15 protein-coding genes are annotated in these 24,854 nt (G+C 61.9%); 6 read left to right on the plus strand and 9 right to left on the minus strand.

Going from position 1 to position 24,854, the window contains the following annotated elements; genetic code table 11:
* Positions 1–96 precede the first annotated feature (96 nt).
* Positions 97–1,173 (plus strand): hypothetical protein, encoded by a 1,077-nt coding sequence (locus M2352_RS25730; RefSeq protein WP_264667381.1) that lies wholly within the window; start codon positions 97–99, stop codon positions 1,171–1,173.
* A gap of 27 nt (positions 1,174–1,200) precedes the next feature.
* Here M2352_RS25730 and M2352_RS25735 read toward each other — a convergent pair whose 3' ends face one another.
* From M2352_RS25735 to M2352_RS25750, 4 genes are all read right to left on the minus strand, one after another.
* Complete coding sequence (locus M2352_RS25735) at positions 1,201–3,630, minus strand: M10 family metallopeptidase (RefSeq protein WP_264667382.1); 2,430 nt, start codon at positions 3,628–3,630, stop codon at positions 1,201–1,203.
* A gap of 181 nt (positions 3,631–3,811) precedes the next feature.
* Positions 3,812–10,519, minus strand: a complete 6,708-nt coding sequence (locus M2352_RS25740) for a calcium-binding protein (RefSeq protein WP_264667383.1) — start codon at positions 10,517–10,519, stop codon at positions 3,812–3,814.
* Positions 10,520–10,744: 225 nt separating this feature from the next.
* Positions 10,745–11,314, minus strand: a complete 570-nt coding sequence (locus M2352_RS25745; RefSeq protein WP_264667384.1) for a hypothetical protein — start codon at positions 11,312–11,314, stop codon at positions 10,745–10,747.
* A 4-nt stretch (positions 11,315–11,318) separates the two neighbouring features.
* Positions 11,319–11,942 (minus strand): ParA family protein, encoded by a 624-nt coding sequence (locus M2352_RS25750; RefSeq protein WP_264667385.1) that lies wholly within the window; start codon positions 11,940–11,942, stop codon positions 11,319–11,321.
* A 304-nt stretch (positions 11,943–12,246) separates the two neighbouring features.
* Here M2352_RS25750 and galE point away from each other — a divergent pair, with 304 nt between their 5' ends.
* Positions 12,247–13,230 (plus strand): UDP-glucose 4-epimerase GalE, encoded by a 984-nt coding sequence (gene galE / locus M2352_RS25755; protein ID WP_264667386.1) that lies wholly within the window; start codon positions 12,247–12,249, stop codon positions 13,228–13,230.
* A 39-nt stretch (positions 13,231–13,269) separates the two neighbouring features.
* Here the strand turns inward: galE and M2352_RS25760 are convergent, their stop codons facing one another.
* Positions 13,270–14,961, minus strand: a complete 1,692-nt coding sequence (locus tag M2352_RS25760) for an O-linked N-acetylglucosamine transferase, SPINDLY family protein (RefSeq protein WP_264667387.1) — start codon at positions 14,959–14,961, stop codon at positions 13,270–13,272.
* Positions 14,962–15,064: 103 nt separating this feature from the next.
* Here M2352_RS25760 and M2352_RS25765 point away from each other — a divergent pair, with 103 nt between their 5' ends.
* Positions 15,065–16,384, plus strand: a complete 1,320-nt coding sequence (locus M2352_RS25765) for a glycosyltransferase (RefSeq protein WP_264667388.1) — start codon at positions 15,065–15,067, stop codon at positions 16,382–16,384.
* Positions 16,385–16,499: 115 nt separating this feature from the next.
* Complete coding sequence (locus tag M2352_RS25770) at positions 16,500–18,050, plus strand: hypothetical protein (RefSeq protein WP_264667389.1); 1,551 nt, start codon at positions 16,500–16,502, stop codon at positions 18,048–18,050.
* 64 nt (positions 18,051–18,114) lie between these two features.
* Here the strand turns inward: M2352_RS25770 and M2352_RS25775 are convergent, their stop codons facing one another.
* Complete coding sequence (locus tag M2352_RS25775) at positions 18,115–19,683, minus strand: glycosyltransferase (protein WP_264667390.1); 1,569 nt, start codon at positions 19,681–19,683, stop codon at positions 18,115–18,117.
* A gap of 413 nt (positions 19,684–20,096) precedes the next feature.
* Between M2352_RS25775 and M2352_RS25780 the strand changes: the two genes are divergently transcribed.
* On the plus strand, positions 20,097–21,020 hold the full coding sequence (locus M2352_RS25780; protein ID WP_264667391.1) for a glycosyltransferase: 924 nt from the start codon (positions 20,097–20,099) through the stop codon (positions 21,018–21,020).
* Between the two features lie 289 nt (positions 21,021–21,309).
* Here M2352_RS25780 and M2352_RS25785 read toward each other — a convergent pair whose 3' ends face one another.
* From M2352_RS25785 to M2352_RS26535, 3 genes are all read right to left on the minus strand, one after another.
* Complete coding sequence (locus M2352_RS25785) at positions 21,310–21,606, minus strand: hypothetical protein (protein WP_264667392.1); 297 nt, start codon at positions 21,604–21,606, stop codon at positions 21,310–21,312.
* 202 nt (positions 21,607–21,808) lie between these two features.
* A complete protein-coding gene (locus M2352_RS25790) occupies positions 21,809–22,543 on the minus strand; it encodes a hypothetical protein (RefSeq protein WP_264667393.1) in 735 nt (244 codons plus the stop codon).
* 149 nt (positions 22,544–22,692) lie between these two features.
* Positions 22,693–23,349, minus strand: coding sequence for a CatB-related O-acetyltransferase (locus M2352_RS26535; RefSeq protein WP_319802073.1), 657 nt, complete (start codon positions 23,347–23,349; stop codon positions 22,693–22,695).
* A 172-nt stretch (positions 23,350–23,521) separates the two neighbouring features.
* Here M2352_RS26535 and M2352_RS25800 point away from each other — a divergent pair, with 172 nt between their 5' ends.
* The gene (locus tag M2352_RS25800) at positions 23,522–24,850 is read left to right on the plus strand and encodes a hypothetical protein (RefSeq protein ID WP_264667394.1); all 1,329 of its coding nucleotides are present in this window, start codon (positions 23,522–23,524) and stop codon (positions 24,848–24,850) included.
* Positions 24,851–24,854: the final 4 nt, after the last annotated feature.

The following is a 24,854-nucleotide window of genomic DNA, read 5'->3' on the forward strand; positions in this document are numbered from 1 at the left end:
TTATCACCAGACTGCCATACATAAGGAGCCATAAACTGGACATGTTCTGAATTTTATGGCTTTGAAAAAGTATAATATATTGATATTAAACGAAATATGGTTTTTGGTCCCGTCGATCCGACACCCCTTTTTTCCCCGCTTGAACGGGCCGCCGGCGCCGTCGGCCGGCTCGCCCAGGCCACCGCCGTGACCCCGGTGCTGGCGGCGTGGCTGCACCGCCAACGGATCGAGGCGACCGCCGAGATCGCCGGTATCCAGGGGCGCCGCGTCGACCCCAACCGTCTGCGCACCCTGCTGGCCCAGGTGCCGGTGCGGACCATGCGTGACTGGGGCGCCACCATGCTGGCGCTCGATATCATGCGGCAGATGCTCGCCGGCACCGACGCCGTTGCCCACGCCCCGACCGGCACGGACGACGCCCTCGCTCACATGGAGACCGCCCACGCCACGGCGGGGCAGGCGGTGCTGATCGCCTGTGGTCTCGGCTTCTTCAGCCATTTGGAGGCGGGTGGCGACCGCAGCAGCGCCTGTCTGGCGGTCTCCCGCTTCCTCGCCGCCCAGGGGATGACGCCGTTACCGCTGCCCTGCCTGAACGGGGCCGAAGCCATCCGCCGGGCCACGCCGGGCGGGGTCTGGCTGGTGGACTTCCTCAATGGTCTGGCTCAGCAGGCGGAGCGGGGGGAGGAGAGCCTCATCGCCCTTCTTCATCGCTGGCGCGGCTGGCGCCGGCGTGTCGGTGACCGGCGGCGCGATGCCCGCATCCGCCGGGCCATCGACGCCGTGGCGGCCGAAGGGGTGATCGGCCCGGCCCGGCTGGCCGCCCGGCTGCGCTGCGCCACCAGCGCCGCCACGGACCTGTTGGAGGAATTGCAACGGCTGGAGATCACCGTGGAGATCACTCGCCGGCGCACCCACCGGGTGTTCGTCGCCGAGGATCTGGCACCGATGCTGGGGGAAGTGGCACCGCAGCCCCGTCACCCTCTCCCCGAGCGCGATCTTGCCACGGCCCCCGTTTCGACCACGCCGGCACCGTTCCCCGAACCGGATCAGTGGGTTGAACCGGCGGAAGGCGTCGATGACGCCCTGATCGCCCTTGAGCGGATCATGAAGCGGCAGGCCCCCCTGCTCGCTCGTTATGACGGTCGGGATGGGAAACCGGACGGCAAAGGATGAGGGGAGGTTCCCCCGGATACTCCAATCCTATACCAGCCGAATGTCGGAGGCGGACAACAGCGAACCGGAGAATGTCGCCAGAAGACGGATATCCGCCGCCCCGATGCTTCCATCGCCACCGTCCGACACGAGGTAAAGACCGGTTGAGACCGTGTCATTGCCTATCAGCAGGAACGGGGCCGCCACCCCACCCGTAACCGTACCGACAGCAGCCCGCACGGTTGCCAGTTCCGTATCGGCAAGGGACGACAGGCTACCGTTCAGGACGACCAACTCGTCACGTCCGGAAACAATTCCATTGGTGCCCCGAGCCACGGCTGTCAGGGTGCCATTGCCGTCCCGGTCCAGGGAAGAACGCAAGCTGCCGCTGATTCCCACCACATCCGTACCGCTCTGAAAATTGAAGATCTGGTCGAAACCGATGGACGCTCCGGCCCCCGCTCCATCCGCGGCGCTGGAAAATTCGACCACATCCATGGCTGCTGCGGTGGTCAGGGTCAGAGCGTCGGCGCCGGCTCCGCCCTGGAACGTCATACCGCCGCCCAAGGCCACCGTCACCCCATCGTCGCCGAAGCTGCCGCTCAACGTCTCCACCCCTTGAATGCGCAACCCCTGCACGGCAGCTCCCAGGGTGATCAAATCGGTGTTCAGGCTGCCGACGATATCCTCAATGCCGAACAGAACGGTGGTGCTGCCCAGGTTGCCCAAGTTCACCCGGTCCGTCCCCGAACCGCCGATCAGCGTTTCCAGACGCGATGCGATGAACGTGTTCCCTGCGTCGGACAGCGTGATCACATCGGTGTTCAGGCTGCCGATGATGATCTCCATGCCACTGACCACCGTCGTGCTGCCCAGATTGCCCAGGTTCACCCGGTCCGTTCCCGAACCGCCGATCAGCGTTTCCAGGCGCGAGGCGGTAATCGTCGCGCCAATGTCGGACAGCGTGATCACATCGGTGTTCAGGCTGCCGATGACGATCTCCATGCCGCTGACCACCGTCGTGCTGCCCAGATTGCCCAGGTTCACCCGGTCCGTTCCCGAACCGCCGATCAGCGTTTCCAGGCGCGAGGCGGTAATCGTCGCGCCAATGTCGGACAGCGTGATCACGTCGGTGTTCAAGCTGCCGATGACGATCTCCATGCCGCTGACCACCGTGGTGTTGCCCCGGTTGCCCAGGTTCGCACGGTCCGTCCCCGAACCGCCGATCAGTGTTTCCAGCGACGCGACGATCAAGGTCAACCCACCGTCCTGCAGGGTCACCACCTCGGCGGTACCAGCCCCGATCAGGGCGTCCACGGCGCCGGACACATGCAGGGCGTTGGCGTCCACCGTGACCAGATCGAACCCGGCACCGCCGACCACCGCTTCGATCCCCGACAGCAGAACGGTCCCTCCGGCATCCCCCAGATGCACGGTGTCGCCGCCGCTGCCGCCATACACGGTGTCGTTTCCACCCATAGTGTAGATGGTGTCGTCCCCGTTGCCGCAGGTCAGAACATTGGCCGCCTCATTGCCATAGATCAGGTCGTGGCCACTGCCGCCGACGGCGTTTTCAATGGTAACGTTGAAGGCAATGGCAACGTTGTCCACCGCGGCCACACCGCCGCTGCGGATGCCGATGGATGAGTAATGCCCAGCCCTCAGGTCGAGAGTGACATTGAGAGTCTGGTTGCCGGCGTCCAGCGTGTCATTGCCCCCGGCATCCCAGATCGTCTCCATCACCTCGACGGAGTTGCTGTAGCTGTAGGTGTTGTTGCCGGTGTTGTAGCTGGTGTTGGCGCCGTAGAGGTATTGGATCGCCTGGATGTCGTAGAGCATTGGCGTGGACGGTTCGGCATTGGCATACACGGCATCGGTGTAGGACATGACCGTGTAGCGCCGGCTCTCATAAGCTGAGGGCATCACGGTGCTGTTGTCGGGTTCCGCCTCGAAGGAATGCTTAAGCCCCAAGGCATGCCCCAACTCATGCATCATGGTCATGAAGCCGAAGCTGCCGACCGAGGGGTTGTTGTTCGAGCTTTCCGCCACGTTGAGCCACACATCCCCCGACTTCGCCCCGGACTGGGGGTAATAAGCCCAGGCGGAATAGCTGGACGAGAGGGAGGTGAAGGCAACCCGGATATCCCCGACCAGCGACGACGTTTCGGTGACTTCGCTGAACTGGATGTTGGCAACGTTGGCCCAGGCCTGCAGGGCCGAACGGAACGCCTGCTGCTGGGTGCTGTTCAACGGCGCGTACGAAGAACTCCACGGCTCACCGCTGCCGAAGACGGGACCATACCCCGACGACGAATTGGTTGACCACGTGCTGGTGGCGGTGGGGAAGCTGTAGCTTACCGTCACACCATTTCCCGCACCGGTGCTTCCCCATTTCGTTCCGATCAGCAGGGCATCCACCGTGGTGACCGACGGCAGGGAAACCGAGGAATAAGAACTGCCGGACGTAGGCGTGGGCATGAAATCGACCGCTCCTGCCGCATAGGCCGGAAAGGATGGAGCCACCGTTCTGGTGCCATTCCTTGTCCGGGACATCACCAACAAACTCTAGCGCAAGGCCAGAGCGGGCAGGAAGAAGAAACCAAGGCACAGGACACGAGGTGGGTGTCTGTATCACCCGCCTCGTGCCCAAAGGTTGTTTTTACGAAATATTACCACTCGTCAAGATAACGTTGGAGAACAACCCCAGCAGGGTAATCTCACTGGCCGATACCGTGCCGCTGGTATCGCCATCGCTCACGACATAGACAGCCGAATTGGTGCCGTCGTTGGCCACCACCAGGGCTGTGCCGCCCGTGGCGGTCAGATTACCCATGGCCGTGATCAGGCCGGTGAAGCTGGTGTTGACCAGATTACCCGACCCCACCGCCGTGGTCAGCAGCACGGCCTCGCTGGTGGACAGGTTGACCGCGCTCTGGGCGCTGGAGGTGACCGCGATCGTGCCGTTGGAGTTGCCGTCCAGCGCGGTGCGCAGGGCACCGCTCAACCGGATCACGTCACCCGATTGGTGGAAATTGCTGATGCGGTCATAGCCGGTGGTGGTCCCTGCCGCAGCCCCATCGGTGTCGCTGGAGAACAGAACAGTGTTGCCGGTCGCACCGGACGCGAAGGTGATCTGATCAGCCCCGGCCCCGCCCAGGAACGCGGCCGCCCCTTGAGTCACGGTGATCATATCGGTGTTGGCGCCGCCATACACCGATTCCAGCTTCATCACCGACATGGTGCTGCCGGCGGCGGCCAGGGTGACGATATCGGTGTTGTCGCCGCCGTAAAGACTTTCCACCCCCGTCACCACCACCGTCGACCCCCGGTTTCCCAGAGTCACCATATCGCCGCCGCTGCTGCCGTAGAGCGTGTCCAGCCCCTCGGCCGTCAGGTTGGAGGCCGATGCCAGGGTCAGGATGTCGGTGTTCAACCCGCCGAGCAGGGTTTCCACTCCCGAAATCACCAGGGTGTTGCCCGCCGCGCTCAGGGTGATGATATCCGTGCCCGTACCGCCGGCCAGGGTTTCAATCCCGGTAATCTGCATGCTGTTGCCGGTGGACGCCAGAGTCACCACATCGGTGTTGGCACCGCCATAAAGGCTTTCCAGACGCGACACGAGGATAGTGCTGCCGGTTGCCGCCAGGGTAACGATATCGGTGTTGAGCCCCCCATAGATCGATTCCACCGCCTGCACCAGGGCCGTGCTGCCCCCGTTGCCCAGGGTCACCACGTCGTTGCCGCCACTGCCGTACAGCACGTCCACCCGTTCCATGGTCAGGTTTCCCGATGCCGCCAGGGTAACGATATCGGTGTTGACGCCGCCATACAGGGTGCGCAGCCCGCTGATGGTAATGGTGGAGCCCACGTTCGCCAGGGTGATGACATCATTGGCCGACGAGCTGGTCAGGGTTTCGATCCCAGCCACCAGCATCGTCATTCCCACCGCTCCCAGGGTGATCACGTCGGTGTTGGCGGAACCCGTCAGGGTTTCGATCCCGCTCACCAGCATGGTCGATCCGATGCCTGTCAGCGTCACGACATCGGTGTTGATGCCACCGTACACCGCCTCCACAGACTGGAGAACCGTGGTGTTTCCCTGTCCCCCCAACGTCAGCACGTCGGTGTTCAGGCCGCCGTACACCGTTTCCAGCGCCCGGACCAGCATGGTGTTGCCGGCATCGGCCAGGGTCACAACTTCGGTGTTCTGCCCGCCCAACAGCGTATCGACCTGCCCCACCGTCATGGTGGAGCCCTGTCCCGTCAGCGTCACGAAGTCGGAACCGCTCCCGCCGTAAAGCGCCTCCACCCCTTCCACCTGGGTGGTGGAGCCCGCCGGTCCCAGGGTGATGATGTCGGTGTTCACCCCCCCGGTCAGGCTTTCGAGCCCGGATACGGTGACGGTGTTCCCAACATTGCCCAGGGTCACCACGTCGGTGTTGGTCGTGGCGTAGAGGCCCTCCACACCCTGCACGAACAGGGTGTTGCCGGTGGATGCCAGCGTCAGCACGTCGGTGTTGGCGCTGCCGTACAGGCTGTCGATCCGCGACAGCGTGAGGGTGGCCCCCGCCGGCCCCAGGGTGATGATGTCGGTGTTCAACGATCCGGTCAGGGTCTCCACCCCCTGGACCAGGGTCGTGTTGCCGCGCCCGCCCAGGGTGACCGCATCGTTTCCGCTGCCGCCGTACAGGCTTTCCAGCGACCGCACCAGGATGTTGCCCCCGGCGTTGCCCAGGGTGATGACATCGGTGCCGTCACCGCCCAGCAGGGTTTCGATGGTCGACGCCAGCATGGTGGAACCGGCATTGCCCAGCGTGACGAATTCCTGGCCCGTCCCGTACAAGCTCTCCAGCCCCTGTGTGAACAGGGTGGAGCCGGTGCCGCTCAGGGTGACCACATCGGTGTTGGCACCGCCGTACAGGCTGTCCAACCCGCTGGCCGTCAAGGTGGAACCCGTGGAGGTCAAGGTGATGATATCGGTGTTGATGCCACCGTACACCGCCTCCACAGACTGGAGAACCGTGGTGTTTCCCTGTCCCCCCAACGTCAGCACGTCGGTGTTCAGGCCGCCGTACACCGTTTCCAGCGCCCGGACCAGCATGGTGTTGCCGGCATCGGCCAGGGTCACAACTTCGGTGTTCTGCCCGCCCAGCAGCGTATCGACCTGCCCCACCGTCATGGTGGAGCCCTGTCCCGTCAGCGTCACGAAGTCGGAACCGCTCCCGCCGTAAAGCGCCTCCACCCCTTCCACCTGGGTGGTGGAGCCTGCCGGTCCCAGGGTGATGATGTCGGTGTTCACCCCCCCGGTCAGGCTTTCGAGCCCGGATACGGTGACGGTGTTCCCAACATTGCCCAGGGTCACCACGTCGGTGTTGGTCGTGGCGTAGAGGCCCTCCACACCCTGCACGAACAGGGTGTTGCCGGTGGATGCCAGCGTCAGCACGTCGGTGTTGGCGCTGCCGTACAGGCTGTCGATCCGCGACAGCGTGAGGGTGGCCCCCGCCGGCCCCAGGGTGATGATGTCGGTGTTCAACGATCCGGTCAGGGTCTCCACCCCCTGGACCAGGGTCGTGTTGCCGCGCCCGCCCAGGGTGACCGCATCGTTTCCGCTGCCGCCGTACAGGCTTTCCAGCGACCGCACCAGGATGTTGCCCCCGGCGTTGCCCAGGGTGATGACATCGGTGCCGTCACCGCCCAGCAGGGTTTCGATGGTCGAAGCCAGCATGGTGGAACCGGCATCGCCCAGGGTGATGAATTCCTGGCCCGTTCCGTACAGGCTCTCCAACCCTTCGGCAAACATGGTGGAGCCGGTGCCGCTCAGGGTGACCACATCGGTGTTGGCACCACCGGACAAGGTTTCCAGAGCGGTGACGTTTATGGTGTTTCCGGAATTGAGCAGCGTGATGACATCGGTGTTCAGGCTGCCCACCAGCGTCTCAATGCCGGTCAGCACCATGGTGTTGCCCCGGTTGCCCAACAGCACCGTGTCGTTGTTGGCCCCCCCGTACAGGCTTTCCACCGACCGGATCAGCACATTGTTGCCACCGCTCCCCAGCGTGACGATATCGGTGTTGTCGCCACCCAGCAGGGTTTCAACCTTCTGGACCATGGTGGTGTTGCCCTGGTTCCCCAGCAGGATGTAGTCCTGCCCGGAACTGCCATACAGGCTTTCCAGCCCCCGCACAGTCGCGGTACCGCTGGCCCCCAGGGTCACCACGTCGGTGTTGGCACCGCCCAGGATCACCTCGGCATCCTGGATCAGGATGGTGGTACCGGCAGCCCCCAACGTGATGATGTCATAGCCGCCGCCGGCATACAGGCTTTCGATCCCAACGGCGAGAAAGGTCGTCCCGTTGTTGTCCAGCGTCACCACATCGGTGTTGGCACCGCCGATGAGGGTTTCGACGGACGATACGGACACCGTTGATCCGGCATCCCCCAGCGTGATCGCATCGGTGTTGAGGCTGCCTACCAGCGTTTCCACGCTGACGATCAACATGGTGTTGCCGCGGTTGCCCAGCAGCACGATATCCTGGCCGGAGCCGCCATACAGGCTTTCCACCGACCGGACCAGGATGCTGTTCCCGCCACTGCCCAAGGTGATGATGTCGGTGCCATCGCCCCCCAACAGGGTTTCGATGCCTGATGCCAGCATGGTGCTGCCGGCATTGCTGATGGTCACCAGTTCCCGCCCGGTGCCATACAGACTGTCCAGCCCGCTGACCGTCACCGTCGAACCGGCGCCGTTCAGGGTGATGACATCGGTGTTGCTTCCCCCCGTCAGGGTTTCGATGGCCGAAGCGGCGATGGTGCTACCGCCGTTGCCCAGAATGATGACGTCGGTGTTCAGGCTTCCGACCAGGCTTTCGATGGAGGTCATCACCGTGGTGCTGCCCAGATTGCCCAGCAGGATCACATCGGTGTTGGTTCCCCCCGTCAGGGTTTCCAGCAGCCGCACCAGCATGGTGTTGCCGGTGCCTCCCAGCGTCACGACATCGGTGTTGCTGCTGCCCAGCAGCGTCTCGACCCGGGACACCATCATGGTGTTGCCCCGATTGCCCAGATTGAGCCAATCGTTGCCGGCCCCGCCGTAGACGGTCTCCAGTGACCGTACGGTCGCTGTGGTCCCGCTGTCGGACAGGGTAATGACGTCCGTGTTCGACCCTCCGAGCAGGGTTTCCACACGGCTGATGACGATGGACGTGCCGGCGTTGCTGAGGTTGATCCAGTCGTTGCCGTCACCACCGGTCAGGCTTTCGATCCCGACGATGAACACCGTGCTACCGGCATTCCCCAAGGTGATGAGGTCGGTGTTGAGGCCGCCGTACAGGCTTTCCACCCACTCGACCGTGGCGGTGATACCGGCATTTCCCAAAGTGATGATGTCGGTATTGAGGCCGCCGTACAGGCTTTCCACACCTGTGATCACGCTGGTGTTGCCGCGGTTGCCCAGCAGAATCACATCGGTGTTGGTGCTTCCGTACAGGGTTTCGATCGACCGGATCAGCATGGTGCTGCCGGCGTTGTCCAACGTCACGACATCGGTGTTCAGCCCGCCCAGCAGGGTGTCCAGACCGGCGGCGACCAGCGTGGTCCCGGCATTGCCCAGCGTGATGTATTCCGCCCCGGAATCGCCGTACAGGGATTCGATCGCCACCAGGGTCAGCGTGCTGCCGACCCCCGTCAGGGTGACCACATCGGTGTTGGAACTGCCGTACAGGCTTTCCACCCCCGATACCGTGACGGAGGAACCCGTGTTGCCAAGGGTGATCAGGTCCGTGTTCAGGCTGCCGGTGATGGTCTCCACGCTGATGAAGACCGAGGTATTGCCCAGATTGCCCAACACCATCACATCCGTGTTCAGGCCACCGGTCAGGGTCTCCATCCAGCGGACGATCATCGTGTTGCCGGTGTTCCCCAGCGTCACGATATCGGTGTTGCCACCGCCCAGCAGGGTTTCGACATTGGCGATGTAGGAGGTGTTCCCCCGGTTGCCCAAGGTAATGAAATCGCTGTTGATTCCCCCGTACACAGTTTCAATGCTGCGGATCAGCATGGTGGATCCCATACCACCCAACGTGACGACATCGGTGTTGGAACTGCCCAGCAGCGTATCAATACCAGCCACCACCAGGGAGTTGGGGGCGTCGTCCAGCGTGATGTATTCCGCCCCGGAATCGCCGTACAGGGATTCGATCGACACCAGGGTCAGCGTGCTTCCGACGCCGGTCAAGGTAATGATGTCGGTATTGACGCTGCCGTACAGGCTTTCCACCGCCGATACCGACATGGTGTTCCCGGTATTGGACAGGGTAATGAGATCGGTGTTCAGGCTTCCCGTAATGGATTCGATGCCAAAGACGACGGTGCTGCTGCCCAAATTCCCCAGCAGCAGATAATCGGCGTTCGACCCGCCGTAAATGGTTTCCATCCAGCGGACAATCATGGTGTTGCCGCCGTTGCCAAGCGTGATGATGTCGGTGTTCTCGCCGCCCAGCAGGATTTCCAGGTTCGACACCGCGGTGGTGTTGCCGCGGGCACCGAAGGTGATGAAATCGGTGCCGGTGCCACCGGTCAGCGTTTCCACCGACCGTGTGAGCATGGTCGAGCCGGCGTTCCGCAGGGTCACAACATCGGTGTTCCCCCCCCCCAGCAATGTCTCTACCGCCACCACGCTCAAGGTGATGCCGTTGTCCTGCAGCGTCAGGACATCGGTGTTAAGGCTGCCGGTGATGGACTCAATGTTGAAAACGGCGGTGGTGTTTCCCCGGTTGCCCAGCAGGATGATGTCGGTCCCGATACCGCCGGTCAGGGTTTCCAGCCAGCGGACGATCATAGTGTTCACGCCGTCACCCAGCGTCACCACGTCCGCACCTTCACCCCCCAACAGGATCTCGACCCCGGTCACGGTCATCGTGTTGCCGAGGTTTCCCAGTTCGACGAAATCGACTCCCGTTCCACCGGTCAGCGTGTCGAGCCAGCGGGCCAGGAGCGTGTTGCCGCCGGTCCCCAGGGTGATGACGTCGGTTCCAGCCCCCCCCAGCAGGGTTTCCAGCCTGAACACCGTCATGGTGTTGCCCAGGCTCCCCAACTGCACGAAATCACGCCCGGTTCCACCGGTCAGCGTGTCGAGCCAGCGGGCAAGCATCGTGTTGCCGTTATTGCCCAGCGTCACGATGTCAGCCTCAGCGCTGCCCAGAAGCGTCTCCACCGCGGTGACGAAAAGGGACGAGGCTCCACTGATCTCAATATAGTCCGGCAACGCGCTGCCGTAGACAGAACTGATGCCGCTGATAACGGCGGTCTGACCGCTTTCGCTCAGCGTCACCACATTCCCGACCACGCTCCCGAGCAGAGTATCAGCCACCCTCTTCGCGCCTCTTGCTGTGAATATCCCGATCCACTACCGCGTATTTAGGCCAGGAATGATCGGTTCAGTCTCCTGACCTGATATGAAATTTCAATGAATCCTGCCTTGAACCTACAACCGAGAGCCCCGTAACGCAGCAGAAACTGCGCCTGAGCAGCACCTCCCGGCCATTTTACCGCGGTCCCACCATCCGCCCTTTCCCTTTGGCTGGGATAAGGGGTATCACAGCTCGATCTCGGTAACTCCGTATCCCAACTCATCCTCGACGGCGCGCAGACGCTTGCGCAAGGTTTCGATGTCGCTGACCAGCTTCTTACGCTCCCTCTCCAGCGCGGCGCGGTGGCTGTCAGGGGTGGTGCGGACGCTGCGCTTGAACTGGATCACTTCGGCCCGCGTGGTATCGGGGCGGATGACGCCGGATTGCAGCGCCATATCCCGCTCGGCCTCGTTCAGGGTGGTGATCTGGTAGATGACGGAATAGCTGTGGGGCAGCCGCTCGACCGGCAGGGAGCCCTGGTCGATCGCCTCCGCCACGGTACGAAGCTGGTGGGCGATCTTCACCCCGAACGGCAGCTCACGCTCGATCATGGACTGGTAGTCTCCATGGGGAAGCGTGGCCTTGGCCCGGATCAGGTAACGGCCGATCAGGACGAAACGGTTGTAGGTGTCCTGCCACAGCTTCGATATCTCGCGGATGAAATCCTCTTTCCGGGTCAAAGGGACTTCGGCGTTCTCGATCCGGTCGATGCGGATGTCCGCGACTTTGCCGCGGCTGACAGGGGTGAAAGCCATTGGCTCAGGCTCCCATCTCGTTTTTGACGAATTGCCAAACGCCGCTGATCTCGTCGCCCCCCGGATGGCGGCTGACCTCCAGGATACCGAGCCCTTCGGCACCGATGCGATGCATGTCCTCGCGCTCGGCGATTTCGATCGGACAGATCCGGCCAACGGCGTTCAGGCGCCGTTTGGTCTCAGACAAGGACCGGGCCCGGAGCTTGGCCATGTTCAACACGAACGCGGCCGGGCGATCGTAACTGCGCAGCATGGTCATCCATTCCATGGTGGAGTCGGTATCGTCCATGGTGGGCTTGGTGGGAACCAGAACCAGGTCGGCTCCCAGGATCAGGGCCTTCATGCCCTGGGGATATTCTTCCACCGCGGTCGGCGTATCGATGATCAGCAACTCATGGCCGGTGATCTCTGCCATGGCATCCTGAGCATCGCTCATGGTGCCTTGGTAATGCACAATCGGGGGCCGCTCCTCCGCCCGCCTGTTCCACCACCGGGTCAGGCTGGCCTGAGGGTCGAGATCCAGGGTGGCGACCTTAATGTTCTCCAAAGTGGCGGCCACGGCCAGATTGCGGGAAATCATCGTCTTACCGCACCCCCCTTTGGGGCTGGAGATCAGCAGGCGCTTCATATGGGTCATCTTTTCCAAAAAGGGGCATGGCCCGATGCGGGGTATCGCCCGCACCGAAACATCTTACCGGTCAGAACTTCATCTTACGAACGGATGGCGCGGGCGGCCCCGTCCGAACAGGCAGCAGGACTGTTTTGCCCAAACCGGGCTGATGCGGCAAGAGGCATCACCGGTCCGGGGACCAGATCGCGGCGGCTCGGCTGCCTCTATCGTTTGGATGGGTACTTCGCAAGGCCCCGTGCCAATCGCCTCAGGCTTGGCTATGGTTGGACATTTGATGACGCCTATCGACGAGAGGATCCCCATGGCCGTTGTTCTGGTAACCGGCGGCGCCGGTTACATTGGCAGCCACACCTGCAAGCAACTTGCAGCCGCCGGCCACACCCCGGTGACCTATGACAGCCTGGAGCACGGGCATCGGGATGCGGTGCGGTGGGGGCCTCTGGTGGTTGGGAATCTATGCGACCGCGCCCGGCTGTCGGCAACGCTCGAAGAATACCGCCCTGCATGCGTGCTGCATTTTGCGGCATACATCGACGTCGGCGGCTCGGTGCGTGACCCTCTGCGCTTTTACGAGAACAACGTCGGAGGCAGCCTGACCCTGCTCCAGGCCATGAAAAGTCATGGGCTGGACAAGATCGTGTTCTCAAGCACCTGTGCGGTGTACGGCACCCCCGTGCGTCTGCCCCTGGACGAGGACCATCCGAAGGCGCCTGCCAACCCCTATGGCTCCAGCAAATGGATGGTCGAATGCCTGTTGCGCGATGCGGGGGCCGCCCATGGCTTGCGGTCGGTGGCCTTGCGCTATTTCAATGCCTGCGGCGCCGACCAGGATGGCGAGATCGGGGAATCCCACTCCCCGGAAACCCATGCCCTGCCGCTGGCGATCTTCGCAGCCATGGGCCGGATTCCAGCCTTCCATGTGTTCGGCACCGATTACCCGACGCCCGATGGAACCGCCATTCGTGATTACATTCATGTCGAGGATCTGGCCGACGCCCACGTCCGTGCCCTGCATTATCTTCTGAACGGAGGAGAGAGCACGTCCATCAATCTGGGCACCGGGCGGGGCACGTCGGTCCGGGAGTTGGTGGATGCCGTTGCCCGCGTCGGCGCGCGGGACGTGCCGGTCACCCAATCACCGCGCCGCGACGGTGATGTCCCGGAATTGGTGGCGCAGCCGGACCGTGCGGCCCACCTTCTCGGCTGGAAGGCCCGTCACACCGATTTCGATGCCATTGTGCGCAGTGCCTGGCGCTGGCACAGCCGGCAGACGAAGGGCGGCTGACTCAGGCCGGGCCTGCCATCGCGGCCCCCATGGCGCAGATCAGAGACGGGCACCGCCGTCAGTGCGCATCCGTACGATGAACGGCATCGGCCCCTGCCCGTCGCACCAGCGGTGCCACATGACGCGGAGGGCGGCTTCGAAGCGGCGCGTGAAGCCTGAAACATCGCGCAAGGGCGATGCGGCCATACGGTGTCGCAGGCCGTGGCGAATGGCGTCGAGAGCCTGGATGTCGGCGGCGATCTGGGCACCGCGTTCGATGAAGTCGGGCTGGTCATGGGCGACGAAGGAGCCAAGGCCGATGCCGCGCATGAGGGATGCGCCGACGCGGGCGGCGTGGCGGTCACCGCACAGGGTGAGGACGGGGACGCCCATCCACAGGGCCTCGCAGGTGGTGGTCGTGCCGTTGTAGGGGAAGGGATCGAGGGCGATGTCGAGGCGGTTGTAGAGGCCGAGATGCTCGGCGGTGCCGCTGGTCCAGGGGATGAGGTCGAGGCGCTCGGGTGCGATGCCGGCGGCGGCGAAGCGGGCGGTCACCCGGTTGCGGACACCGGCATCGGCCAGGGGGCGGCTTTTGAGGATCAGGCGGCTGCCGGGGACGCGGGCCATCAGGGCGGCCCAGAGGGCGATGGTCGCCGGGTTGGTCTTGAGCAGGTTGTTGAAGGATCCGAAGGTGACGAAGCCGTTGCGCTGCGCCGGAAGCGGCCCGATGGGTGAGGCGTCGGCGGGGGGCTGGTAGCACAGGAAGGAGGGGTCGAGGCGGACGAGGGCCTCGCAGGCGTGGGCGTCGGCGGTACCCTCGGGGTCGGTGATGCTGTCGACGATGCGGTAGTCGATGGCGGGGACGCCGGTGGTGGCGGGGTATCCCAGCCATGTGGCCTGGACCGGTGCCGGCTTGCGGGCGAACAGGGGCAGGCGGTTGTGGGCGGAATGGCCGGCGAGGTCGATGAGGATGTCCACGCCGTCGGCGCGGATCAGGGCGTCGGCCTGCTCGTCGGACAGGCCGCGGATCGGGCGCCAGAGATCGACCAGGGTTTGGATGCGGGCGGTGACGGCATCGGGGCTGGGGGTTTCGGAATAGGCGTGGATGCGGAACCGCGAGCGGTCGTGGGCCGCCAGAAGCGGCGCCATGAATTCCGCCGCCACATGCTGGCGGAAATCCCCCGAAACATAACCGATCACCAGACGACGCTCAGGATCCCGGCTGTTGGCGTGCGGCACCGGCGCCGGCGGCGGCAGGGCGGCTGCATACCCCTTGTGAATCGCTGCCACCTGATCCGCCGGCACATCGCCACGGTACAGGCTGTACATGCACAGATTATGGCGCGCCTTGGCAAACAGTGGATTCACGGCAAGGGTCCGGCGGGTCACTGTCACCGCCAAGCCGATGTCGTCGCTGTTTATCTGCACACCGGACAGATTGTTATAGGCATCCAGGAAACCGGGGTTAAGCGCGATGGCCCGGCGAAACGCTGCCTGAGCGGCCTCGAACAGGTTGTCCGCGAACAGCATGTTTCCCAGAACATACCAACTGTTTTCATAGCCCTGCGCCACGGTCAAACTACGCCGCAGCAGCCTCCACGCCGCGGCCCGGTGACCAAAGGTGTCGGCTATGATCGCCAAATGGAGCAGAACCACCGGATGAGCCGGCTCCACCATCAGAATCCGCCAATACAGGGCCTCGGTCTTGCGGACGTGCCCCTGCCGGTAGAGATGGACGGCCAGTTCAAGCACCCTGTCCGTCGATTGCAAGCCTGGTAGATTTCCGATCCGGAAAAGCGGCTGGGACGATGCGTAGGATGGACCAAGCATGGGATGATCTGCTATGGGGGCGGACATGACCGTCGGTGACCTTTTGAATCTTGCCTTCGAACGACACCGGGAAGCCCGGCTCGACGAAGCCACCCTTCTGTACCGGAAAGTTCTGGCACTGGCACCGGACAATGCCGATGCGTGGCAGCTTTATGGTGTTGCCGAACGGCGCCGCAGCAGCGGCACCGCTCCCATGCCTCTCGTCTTGAGGGCGTTGCGGATCGACCCAGCCAACTATGCAGCGTGGCTCAACCTGTGCAGCATGCTGCTCCAGCACGAGCGTTATGCCGAAGCACTGGAGCGCCTGAAGCAATGGACCCTGTGGCATCCTGGCAGCACCCAGGCATGGAACTGGATGGGAGCCATGCTCAGCGGGTTCTGTTCCATGGAACCATCGGTGCAGATGCGCGCCCTGACGATTGCCGCTTACCAGCGAAGCTTGCGTATTGACCCAGACCAGCACGACATCCGGCAAACCATGTTCAACACCATCGGCGACATGCTGACCAGCGACCCGGCCCTGTCGGACGACGGCCCGACGATGCGCAGCGACCGGCCCCAGCCGGGAGGGCGGCTGTCCTTCGTCATTTGCAGCATCAACCCCGACAAATTCGCCCGCATCACCGCCAATCTGGCCGCCCTGCTCGACGGCAGCGACTATGAAGTGGTCGGCATCCATGACGCCCGGTCCCTGTGCGAGGGGTACAATCGTGGCTTCGCCCAGACCACCGGAGACTATGTGGTCTTTTGCCATGATGATATCGAAATCCTGATCCCCGATTTCGAGACCCGGCTGCGGGCCCACCTTACCCGCTTCGACCTGATCGGCCCGGTGGGGACCACCTATCACCGCGGCGCGTCCTGGCTGTATTCCGGCTGGCCGCACCAATACGGTCAGGTCGCGCACCTGATGCGTGCGCCCGACCATTACCGCGTGGATATCTATCGGGTGGACGGCCCCGTCATGGCTCCGGCGCAAAGCCTGGATGGCCTGTTTTTCGCGTGCCGTCGGGAGGTGGTGGAGGCCGTCGGCTTCGACGAGGAACTTCTGGACGGGTTCCATCTGTACGATACCGACTTCACCTATTCCGCCTTCCTTGCCGGCTATCGCCTGGCGGTATGCCATGACCTGTGGATCGCCCATGCCTCAACCGGCCGCATGGACGAAAAATGGGTGGCTCAGGCCCAACGGTTTCTGGGCAAGCACCATACCGTGGTACCTCAGGGCATGCCTGGTCCGAACCCATTGCGTTGCGTGCGGGTGCAGACACGTGCCCAAGTGCGCGCACTGTTCAGCATGATCCAATCAATGGCCGTGCGTGGCATGGCCGTGCTAACCCCCTGATTATCCCAACCTGCCTGCCATCATTCTGGAATTCGGTAGCTCCTAACGGTGATCCCTTTCAGCACATCGGCCATCGACGCGTGCTTAACCGACACAGCTTTTGGATGACGCAAATATGCATCGGGAAATTGCATCGATCTTCGCGGAAGCCTTTTCTGCCCACAAAGAGGGCAATTATGAAAAGTGTCTTTCTTTGTCGAAGCAGGTTACGTTGGTGGACAATGGTAACGCCGACGCTCAGCATATGATTGCTGTTTCATCTCACAAACTGAAAAAATATAAAGATGCAGTTGATAGCATCATGTGCGCAGCAGCATATAATATCAACAATCAAAGCATTGCATTCAATTTTCGCGAGATAATCAGAGCAGCAGCTTCTCATCTTCAAAAAATTGAATGCAAAAAAGAGAAAGAAGATATTATCCTATCTCTTTATAAAGCGGCTTATTTTTCTTCATTTTACGAGAAAGAACTGGAAATAGAATTTTCATTCCCTATTTTGGTGAATGAACTTATTCGCATTGGATACAATCAAGAGGCTATTAACATTGCAAGACTTTCTTTTAAGACAACATCACACACCGAAATTCCTTTGATGTGCACACACATCCTACTCGACCTTGGCCTTATCGACGAGGAATGCCTGCGGAATTCAGCCGATCTTGGCGTCCGATTTATCCGTAAAAATGAAAATTTGCCACTTTCTTTTGCTTCAATCCTTCATTGGTGTTATTGGAAAAATAATTACAAGAGTTTGAATTTCTTTCTGGGAATTATGAAAAAGAAAATGAGTGAAAAAGAAATACTAAGCTCGAAAGTACTTCACGCATGGCATATGATAAGAATCGATAATAATTTTTACAAGAACCATGTTTACCAATTCAATTCAACAGTTACGTACGAAAAAAACCAATCCGCTAAAAAGATCGAAGGGGAAGGGATTGTCCTCGTCTCCGTGGATGAGAACTATTGGAACCGTTTTGCCCGCCAAATGGTTGAAGACCTTCTTCTCAAAAGTCACACGTTTCCCATCCACGCCTGCATTATGAATGCATCGGCGAGCACCCAGTCTTTTCTTGCGGAATGGGCAGAACAATACCCGCGTTTTGGTTATTCAGTTGTTGAAACGAAAAATCAAAAATGGATTTCCGATGTCAACAAGGTTGCATTCGGCAAAACTTATTTCGCTTGCAACCGTTTTATGATGATGGAAGACGTATTTAATATTTATGGGAAGCCCATTATCGTACTTGATGGTGATCAGGTTCCCGTCGGCGATATGGATGAATTCATCCACATGCTTTTGGACCGTCATAATGGCGATATCGCCATTCATTATGGAACCCGCCTTGGCCCAGGACGGGAAATGGTGTGTGATCTGGCCGTCTTTCGCCCTACTCCGGGGACCCATCTCTTCTTTTCATTGCTTAAAAGATATATGGGCTACTTCCTATCTCAAGATTATGCTCTTTGGACGCTCGATCAGGTTGCATTCTATGCCGTTCTCTTTTTCCTTCAGAAAGGAGGAATGGCGCCGCGCCTAAGCCTGATCGAGCAAGAAAAATTCCCTTTCCACCGCTACCTCTTCCATCCTCTCGATAGCATGGACAAGGATGCGATGATCCATGCGAAACGCATGGCCCTGGCGGCACAAGGGGGACAGTGAGACAAGGCCCAGCCGCCGGTGGCCCGGCCCGGCTGGGGCAAACCGCTTTATCCGTTCGCCTTTCTTACACCTCTCCCATCCGCTCCAGGCGGCGGCGGATCCCGGCGGCCTCTTCGGTGCGGCACAGACGCTCCAGCGCGGCCGCCAAGCCGGCCATGAGCACGGAATGGAAGGGAGCCAGACTCATCCCGCAACGGAACGCCTCCAGCGCCCCCGCGGCATCGCCGGCCCCCAGCCTCTGCCGGCCAAGCAGCATCCATGCCTCCACGCTGACCGGGCGCTGCCGGAGAATCCGGTGACACAACGCCGCCACCTGCGCCGTGTTCCCATCACGCTCCGCCTGTATGGCAAGGTTGAGGGAATGGGAATAGGTGATGACGTGTGCGCCCGGCGGCGTGGTGTCCGATGCCGGCCGGCGCCGATGGGCCAGATTGTCGAACAGGGATAGGAAGCGGGGCAGGCAGACCCGCTTGAGGTCGTAGCGCTCGATGATGGTCTGGCGGGCGCGCTCACGCAGCGGCGCCATGTGCGTGGGGTCGTCCAGCACCCGGTCGACGGCATCGGCGATGTGCTGGGTTCCGAAGAAATCCACCAGCAGACCGTTGTCGCCGTCCCGGATCACCTCCATCACCGGCGGTGTCGCCGATCCCACCACCAGACACCCGCTGGCCATGGCCTCCATCATCGACCATGACAGGACGAAGGGGTAGGTCAGGTATAGGTGGACCGCCGATACCTGCAGGATCGCCAGATGGACCTCATAGGGAACCCAGCCCAGGAAATGCACGCGGCTGAGGTCGATCCGCCCGGCCTGCTCCTTCAGGAGCGCCTCGCGGAAGGTGACGCCGCCGGCCAGCCGCGAGCCGTAGCTGACGTCATCGTTGCCCACGACCAGCACCGTGGCGTTGGGCCGGCGCCGCAGGATTTCCGGCAACGCCCGCATGAAGACATGGAAGCCACGATACGGTTCCAGGCTTCGGGAAACGAAGGTGATGACCTCATCCCCGAACGTCACGGTTCCACCACCGGGAAGCTGAAGGATGCGGCGGTGGTTGGGACGGATGGCATCGGTATCGATGCCTTCATGGATGACGGAGATCTGCGGTTGGTGCAGCGCGGGGTAGCGGTCCCGCTGCCAGAACGTGGGCGAATGCCCCCAGTCGGCGGCCTGCAGTCCCAGCAGGTTGACGGTGTTCATGATGCGGGTGCGGGGAAAATCGTCGAAAGACGCCGGGAATTCAGGATCGAAACCCGAATCCGCTCCACGCGGCTCGTAGAAGAACTCGAAATAGCTGAGCAGGGGGGTATCCGGCCACACGTCCTTCAGGAACAGCGTCTCGCCCCACGCATTGTGCCCGGCCATCAGGTCGGGGGTGAAGCCCGACGCCTTCAGCGCGCGCGCCTGCTCCATCACCGCGTGACCAAACCGCATGGCCTCGTCGGTGGTGCGCAGATGGTGGTGGATCGCCCCGTCCGCCGGCTTGGGCGTGTAGTAGACCCGACGGGCTCCATCTATCGGCCGGTCATTGGGCTGGCTGATGACCACCACCTCGTTGCGGGGATCGGATGCCAACGCGCTGATGATATGCTTGTACTGGGCGGGGGCGTTGCGGTGAACGAACAGATAGCGCATCGGGCGTTCCGGTCTGGAGTGCGGCGCGCCGGCCCGGCGGCGGGACGGCTGACAGGCGGATACAACGTGCGGACGCCCCCTGCAAGGAAAGTCCGGCTCCAGACGCCCCATCGCCGTGTCGCAGACAGCCCCAGGGTCGGGGATCGACCGCCCGGAACCCCACCCGGCAGCAGCGTAACGGATGGCGCAAGGGGGTGCACGGCAAAGATGGGAAGAGAGGGAAGAGAAGAAAGGCATGGCCGAATGGCCGGGATGGCGGAGCCCTCTGGACGCACAGCCTCAATCCATCCATAAGGGGAGCCGGACAGGGGATGGTGCGATGACCTCGTGGAAGTGCCGTACGCAATCCCCCGTCGAAGAAACTATGTTGACTTCACCCTGATCCTCCATCCGGCGTTCTTTGAAGGCTCCCCATGATCGTCTTTTCGTGCAATTTCCAGAACACCATCATTGCTGGCGGGGTTCGCACCCTCTACAAGCACGCGGAATTGCTCGAAGACATGGGACTGGAAACCCTGGTCATCACACCCTCCGGTCCGCCTCTCAACTTCAAGACCCGTGCCAAGGTGTTTTCCAACGGTAACTTGGTGCTGCCGGCGAATGCCCGCATCATTTTCCCGGAAGTTGTTTCAGAAGACGACGGGCTGACCCGAACCCTGCTGTCTTACAAAGTTGATCGGCGCGTTTTTGTTCAGAACCATTTCTACTGTTTTCATGGCTCCAAGGTGGTCGCCCGCCATCGGGAGTTGGGGATTGCCGGCGTATACGCGGCAAGCAACGTCATCTCCAGAAATTTGTGGGATATTTTTCAGATCGACGCTCCGGTCGTCCCTTATTGCATCGATCATGAGCTTTTCAAGCCGGCAGAAAAGGTGCAGCAGATCGCCTATATGCCGCGCAAGCTGCCGGCAGACGCCACCTATCTCAAGGATGCGTTCGCCGCCGCTTATCCGGCCTTCGCGTCCATACCCTGGATCCCCATCGAGGGATGCAATGAGGAACAGGTGGCCGCCATCCTTGGACGTTCAACCGTTTTCGTGTCGTTCAGCTATCGGGAAGGGTTCGGGCTGCCGCCGCTGGAAGCCATGGCGGCGGAATGCCTGGTGGTCGGTTTCCATGGCAGCGGCGGCATGGAATACGCCACCGAAGCGAACGGTTTCTGGTATTCCTATGACGAGCTTCCCAACGCCGTGCATGGCCTTGCCACCGCCGTCCGCCTGGCCGAACAGCAGACAGCCCTTTATTCCCGCATGATCGCCACAGGCCGGCAAACGGTCGCGCAATATGACCTTGCCAGCCTCAAAACGGCTCTCTGGAACTATTTTTCCAAGGCGTGAGGGATCGGGCCGTGTGCCGGCAGTCGCTGTCGAGCCGGCCGTACTCCGCGCCCGGAGGTGCAGACGACCACCGAGGACAAGGTTTCGTCCCCAGACGATCCGGTTTCGGATGCCACAAACGGCAAAACCGATAAAGGCGCATGCACCGCCATCTGCGCGTCGCGCCATATCCGGGGGATCCCCGTCAAGGCATCCCTGCTTGGCCGACGACCGGATCGGACCGGCAGGGGCGGGACACGGGCAGGACGGCGGGGGCGGAGCCGCGCATCCACCCCCTGCAGCCAACCGGTCAGTCGATCTTCAGATAGGCCGGGTCCAGAGCGCCGTGACGGAAGGGGATCCAGTCCTTATGGTCCGGGCGGTACTGCAGGCCATAGGGGTTCTTGAAGAAAATCCGCACCAGGGGCGAGCCCCCCTCACGCTGGGTGCGCTCCAGATCGAGCAGGGGCGACGGGGCAAAGATCTTTTCCCACAGCTCGGCGTTGTCCACATCCCGGCCGGCGTTCTTGACATAATCCCGCGCCGTGTCGCTGAGCTGCCAAGCCTCTTCGACCATCGCGTAATAGTCCACGGTTCCTTCCGCCATCTCATTCTCCGAATAACTGCGCGGTGTCTTGGCCCCGGAGGGCGCCGGACGGGTATGGATCATCTTTGGGGCTTTGACTTAACGCAGCCGGACGTTTTCGCAAAGCCCAAAACTCGTGGCGACCGGATATCCCGCCCGCTCTGGAAGGGTGGGGCGGCCCCACCCCCGGCACAGCCAGCCCATGAAGGCGCGGATGCCCGCGTTACTTCCAGTTGCCGCCCGTGGTTTTTTGCGGTGCGGTCTCAAGCTGGAAATTGCCGTTGGCCCAACAGCGCTTGCAATATTCCAGATTGCCGAACTTGGTGGGATCGACCGCATCCAGGTAATTGGGGCCGACGGTGACCGACAGTTCGGGATCCTCCATGGCGTCACGGCCCATATCCTTGGCCGCGGCGAACACCGGCGGGCCGCAGTACAGGAACAGCCGGTCCCCCAACAGCATCGGCCCGTCGCACCAGCAGGCGCACGGGATCGGCGCTTCGGCCCCCGGCGGGGGGAGAACACGGAATTCCTCGGCCTTGTTGATATGAACCTTGTCGGGATAACGGGCCTTCGCCTCGTTCAGCGTGTCGAAACGGTCGAAGGGGCCATAGACGCTGACCCGCATCTCATCGATGCACGCCCATGCTTCTTCGCTGATCTTGTGCAGCAGCAAGCCGTTGGTGGCGACGAACACCGTACCGACCACGCCGGACGCCTTGAGCATCTGCACCCCTTCGTTGAAGTGGTGCCACAGCAACGGCTCACCCGGCCCATGAATGCGCATGTTATCGACGAAGTAGCCGGACTCACGCGTTGCATCCAGGAAACGCTGGAGATCTTCCAGGGACAGCTCGTACTTCTTCAGAAGCTTGCGCTGTTCCCCGTGCGCGCACATCTCGCAGTCGTACTGGCACATGGAGCGGACTTCAAGCTTCATCTGCGGGATATGACGCATCTTACGTTCGACTCCAAACACCTGAAACAGCGCAGTGGGCACCATAGCTCCGCCATTTTTAGGCGGCAAGGCGAAAAATATGCCTTCGACTGGTGTGGTTTTCAGCGAAAACTTCTCAGGCCAGCTATGATGCTTTCCATAACTGTAAATTACGCATTCTGTTCTTGCAAAATCTGAAGCATCGGCCCCAGATCTCCCACATAGGCCCGCAGGCTTTCATCAGCCATCGCCGTCCGGCAAGCGGCGGTGATGTCGCTGGAGCACAGGGCCGGCAGATGCTCGCGCACCTTCTCCTCCGGCCAGTCCCACCAGCGCAGACCCAGCAGGGCGACGATCTGGTTTTCCTCGAAACGGTAACGGATGACGCGCGCCGGGTTGCCGGCGACAAAGGCGAACGGCGGCACATCGCGCGTCACCACCGATCCGGTTGCGACGACGGCACCATGACCGATGCTGACGCCCGACAGGATGTGGACGCCGTTGCCGATCCACACGTCGCTGCCCACCACGATGGACCCCTTGCTCACCCGGGTCTCGTCCAAAGTGCGCCCGGCCTTCCAGAATTCGTCCGAGCCGCTGAAGGGGTAGGAGGTGATCCAATCGGTGCGGTGACCGTGGCTGAGGAAGAATTTCACGTCAGCCGCCACCGAACAGTAATTCCCGATGCGAAGCTGCGCGGGCCCGCCCCACCAGTCCAGATTCAGGCCGCTGTTGGTGTAGCTGTGCGGCCCGATGATGACCAGATCGTGATCTCCCATCTTGTAGATCTGCTGATGACGCTTGGGCTTGTGATCGATCTTCATCATGGGCGTAAATCCTGTGGCGCGCCGGGAATACGGCAGGGAACACGAAGGCCCGAGGGCGGCTGTCGTAATACGCTGCCGGGGCCGGCGGCGAAAGATCCCTGTTGGCCCCATGCCTCGAATATGGCTACCCTCGCCACCGCACCCTCCGTTCCTCCCACCGGAAACCGCCCTCGTGTCTCACGGTCTTTTCGCTCTCGACGCCCTGCTGGCATCCCTGAAAGCCGCTCCCGATGCCCGATACGAGGATTACAAGGCTTTTGGAACCGTCATCCAGACCTTGCCGGCCCCCGAAGAGCGGACGCAATGGTGTGAGGCGGCCATCGCCTGCCATCCGCGCAGCGAAAACGCCTATCTGGGGATCGCCGATGCCTGGTCCCATGCCGGAATGGGCACGCGCGCCCGCTTCCTGGGGAACACCCGGATCGGAATCGGCCTTCTGGAGCGGGCTCTGAAGGCCGCCACCCCCGGCGACAAGCGCCACCAGATCCACACGAACCTCAGCTTCCTCTACAACGAGATCGACCGGCACGACCTGGCGGAGAAGCATGGGCGTCTGGCTCACGGCAACACCAACTTCACCTATCAGCTCTGGCTGAGCGAGGCCCTGTTCGCGCAAGGCAAGTTCGGCTCCGATCCTCTGTGCTGCATCGACACGCGGGTGTTCGAACGCAACGCCATGCAGGCCCTGGCCGACGAGGTGACACAGCGCTGGAACGCGGCTCCGCCGGCCCCGACCGATGACTTCACTCTGCTGGTCTCCGTCGATTCAGTCTATTTCCGCAAATTCGCCCTGGCTCAGGCGATCAATCTGCACCGGCTGGGATCACAGGTTCGGGTGCATTACCACATCATCAACCCCGACAGCACCATCCCTGCGCTGGTGACGGCCTTGCAGGAGCGCGTTCCGGGGCTGAAGCTTGGGTTCTCCTATGTCAAGGGCGTCGATCTCGGGGCATCCAACAACGTCTATTATGCCTGCGCCCGCCTTCTGGTCGCCCGGACACTGATGGAGCGGTACAACAGCAACATCGTCATCACCGATGCCGATGTCCTGTTCCGCGTGCGGCCGGAAACGCTTCTTGCCGATACCGCCGGGCACGACCTCGGCACCATCAAGTATCTCGGCGAGCCGATGTGCAACCGCTACAACGCCTCCTTCTTCGCCATCCGCCGCACGCTTCCCGGCACCTACTTCCTGCGGGTGATGGAAGAATTCCTCCAGACCACCTTCGAGCGGGGCCTGTTGTGGATGATCGACCAGATCGCGCTCTATTATTGTGAACAGCGCGTGGCGGCGGTGACCCGTGGCGGGCTCAAAACGCTGCACTGGCCGGAATCGGTGGTGGCGATCCACCATTATCCTTTGTCTTCCCTGTGGGAAGATCACCCGGACGCGCCCATCTGGTCCGGCGCCACCCTGGCCAAGTGGCGCGACACCCACTACACCCGTTACCGCAACGAGCTGCTGCGCGACGCCGGTTTCGATCCCACCGGCCTGTAAGGCC

Origin of the sequence: Azospirillum fermentarium (assembly GCF_025961205.1) — a bacterium.
Taxonomy (GTDB): domain Bacteria; phylum Pseudomonadota; class Alphaproteobacteria; order Azospirillales; family Azospirillaceae; genus Azospirillum; species Azospirillum fermentarium.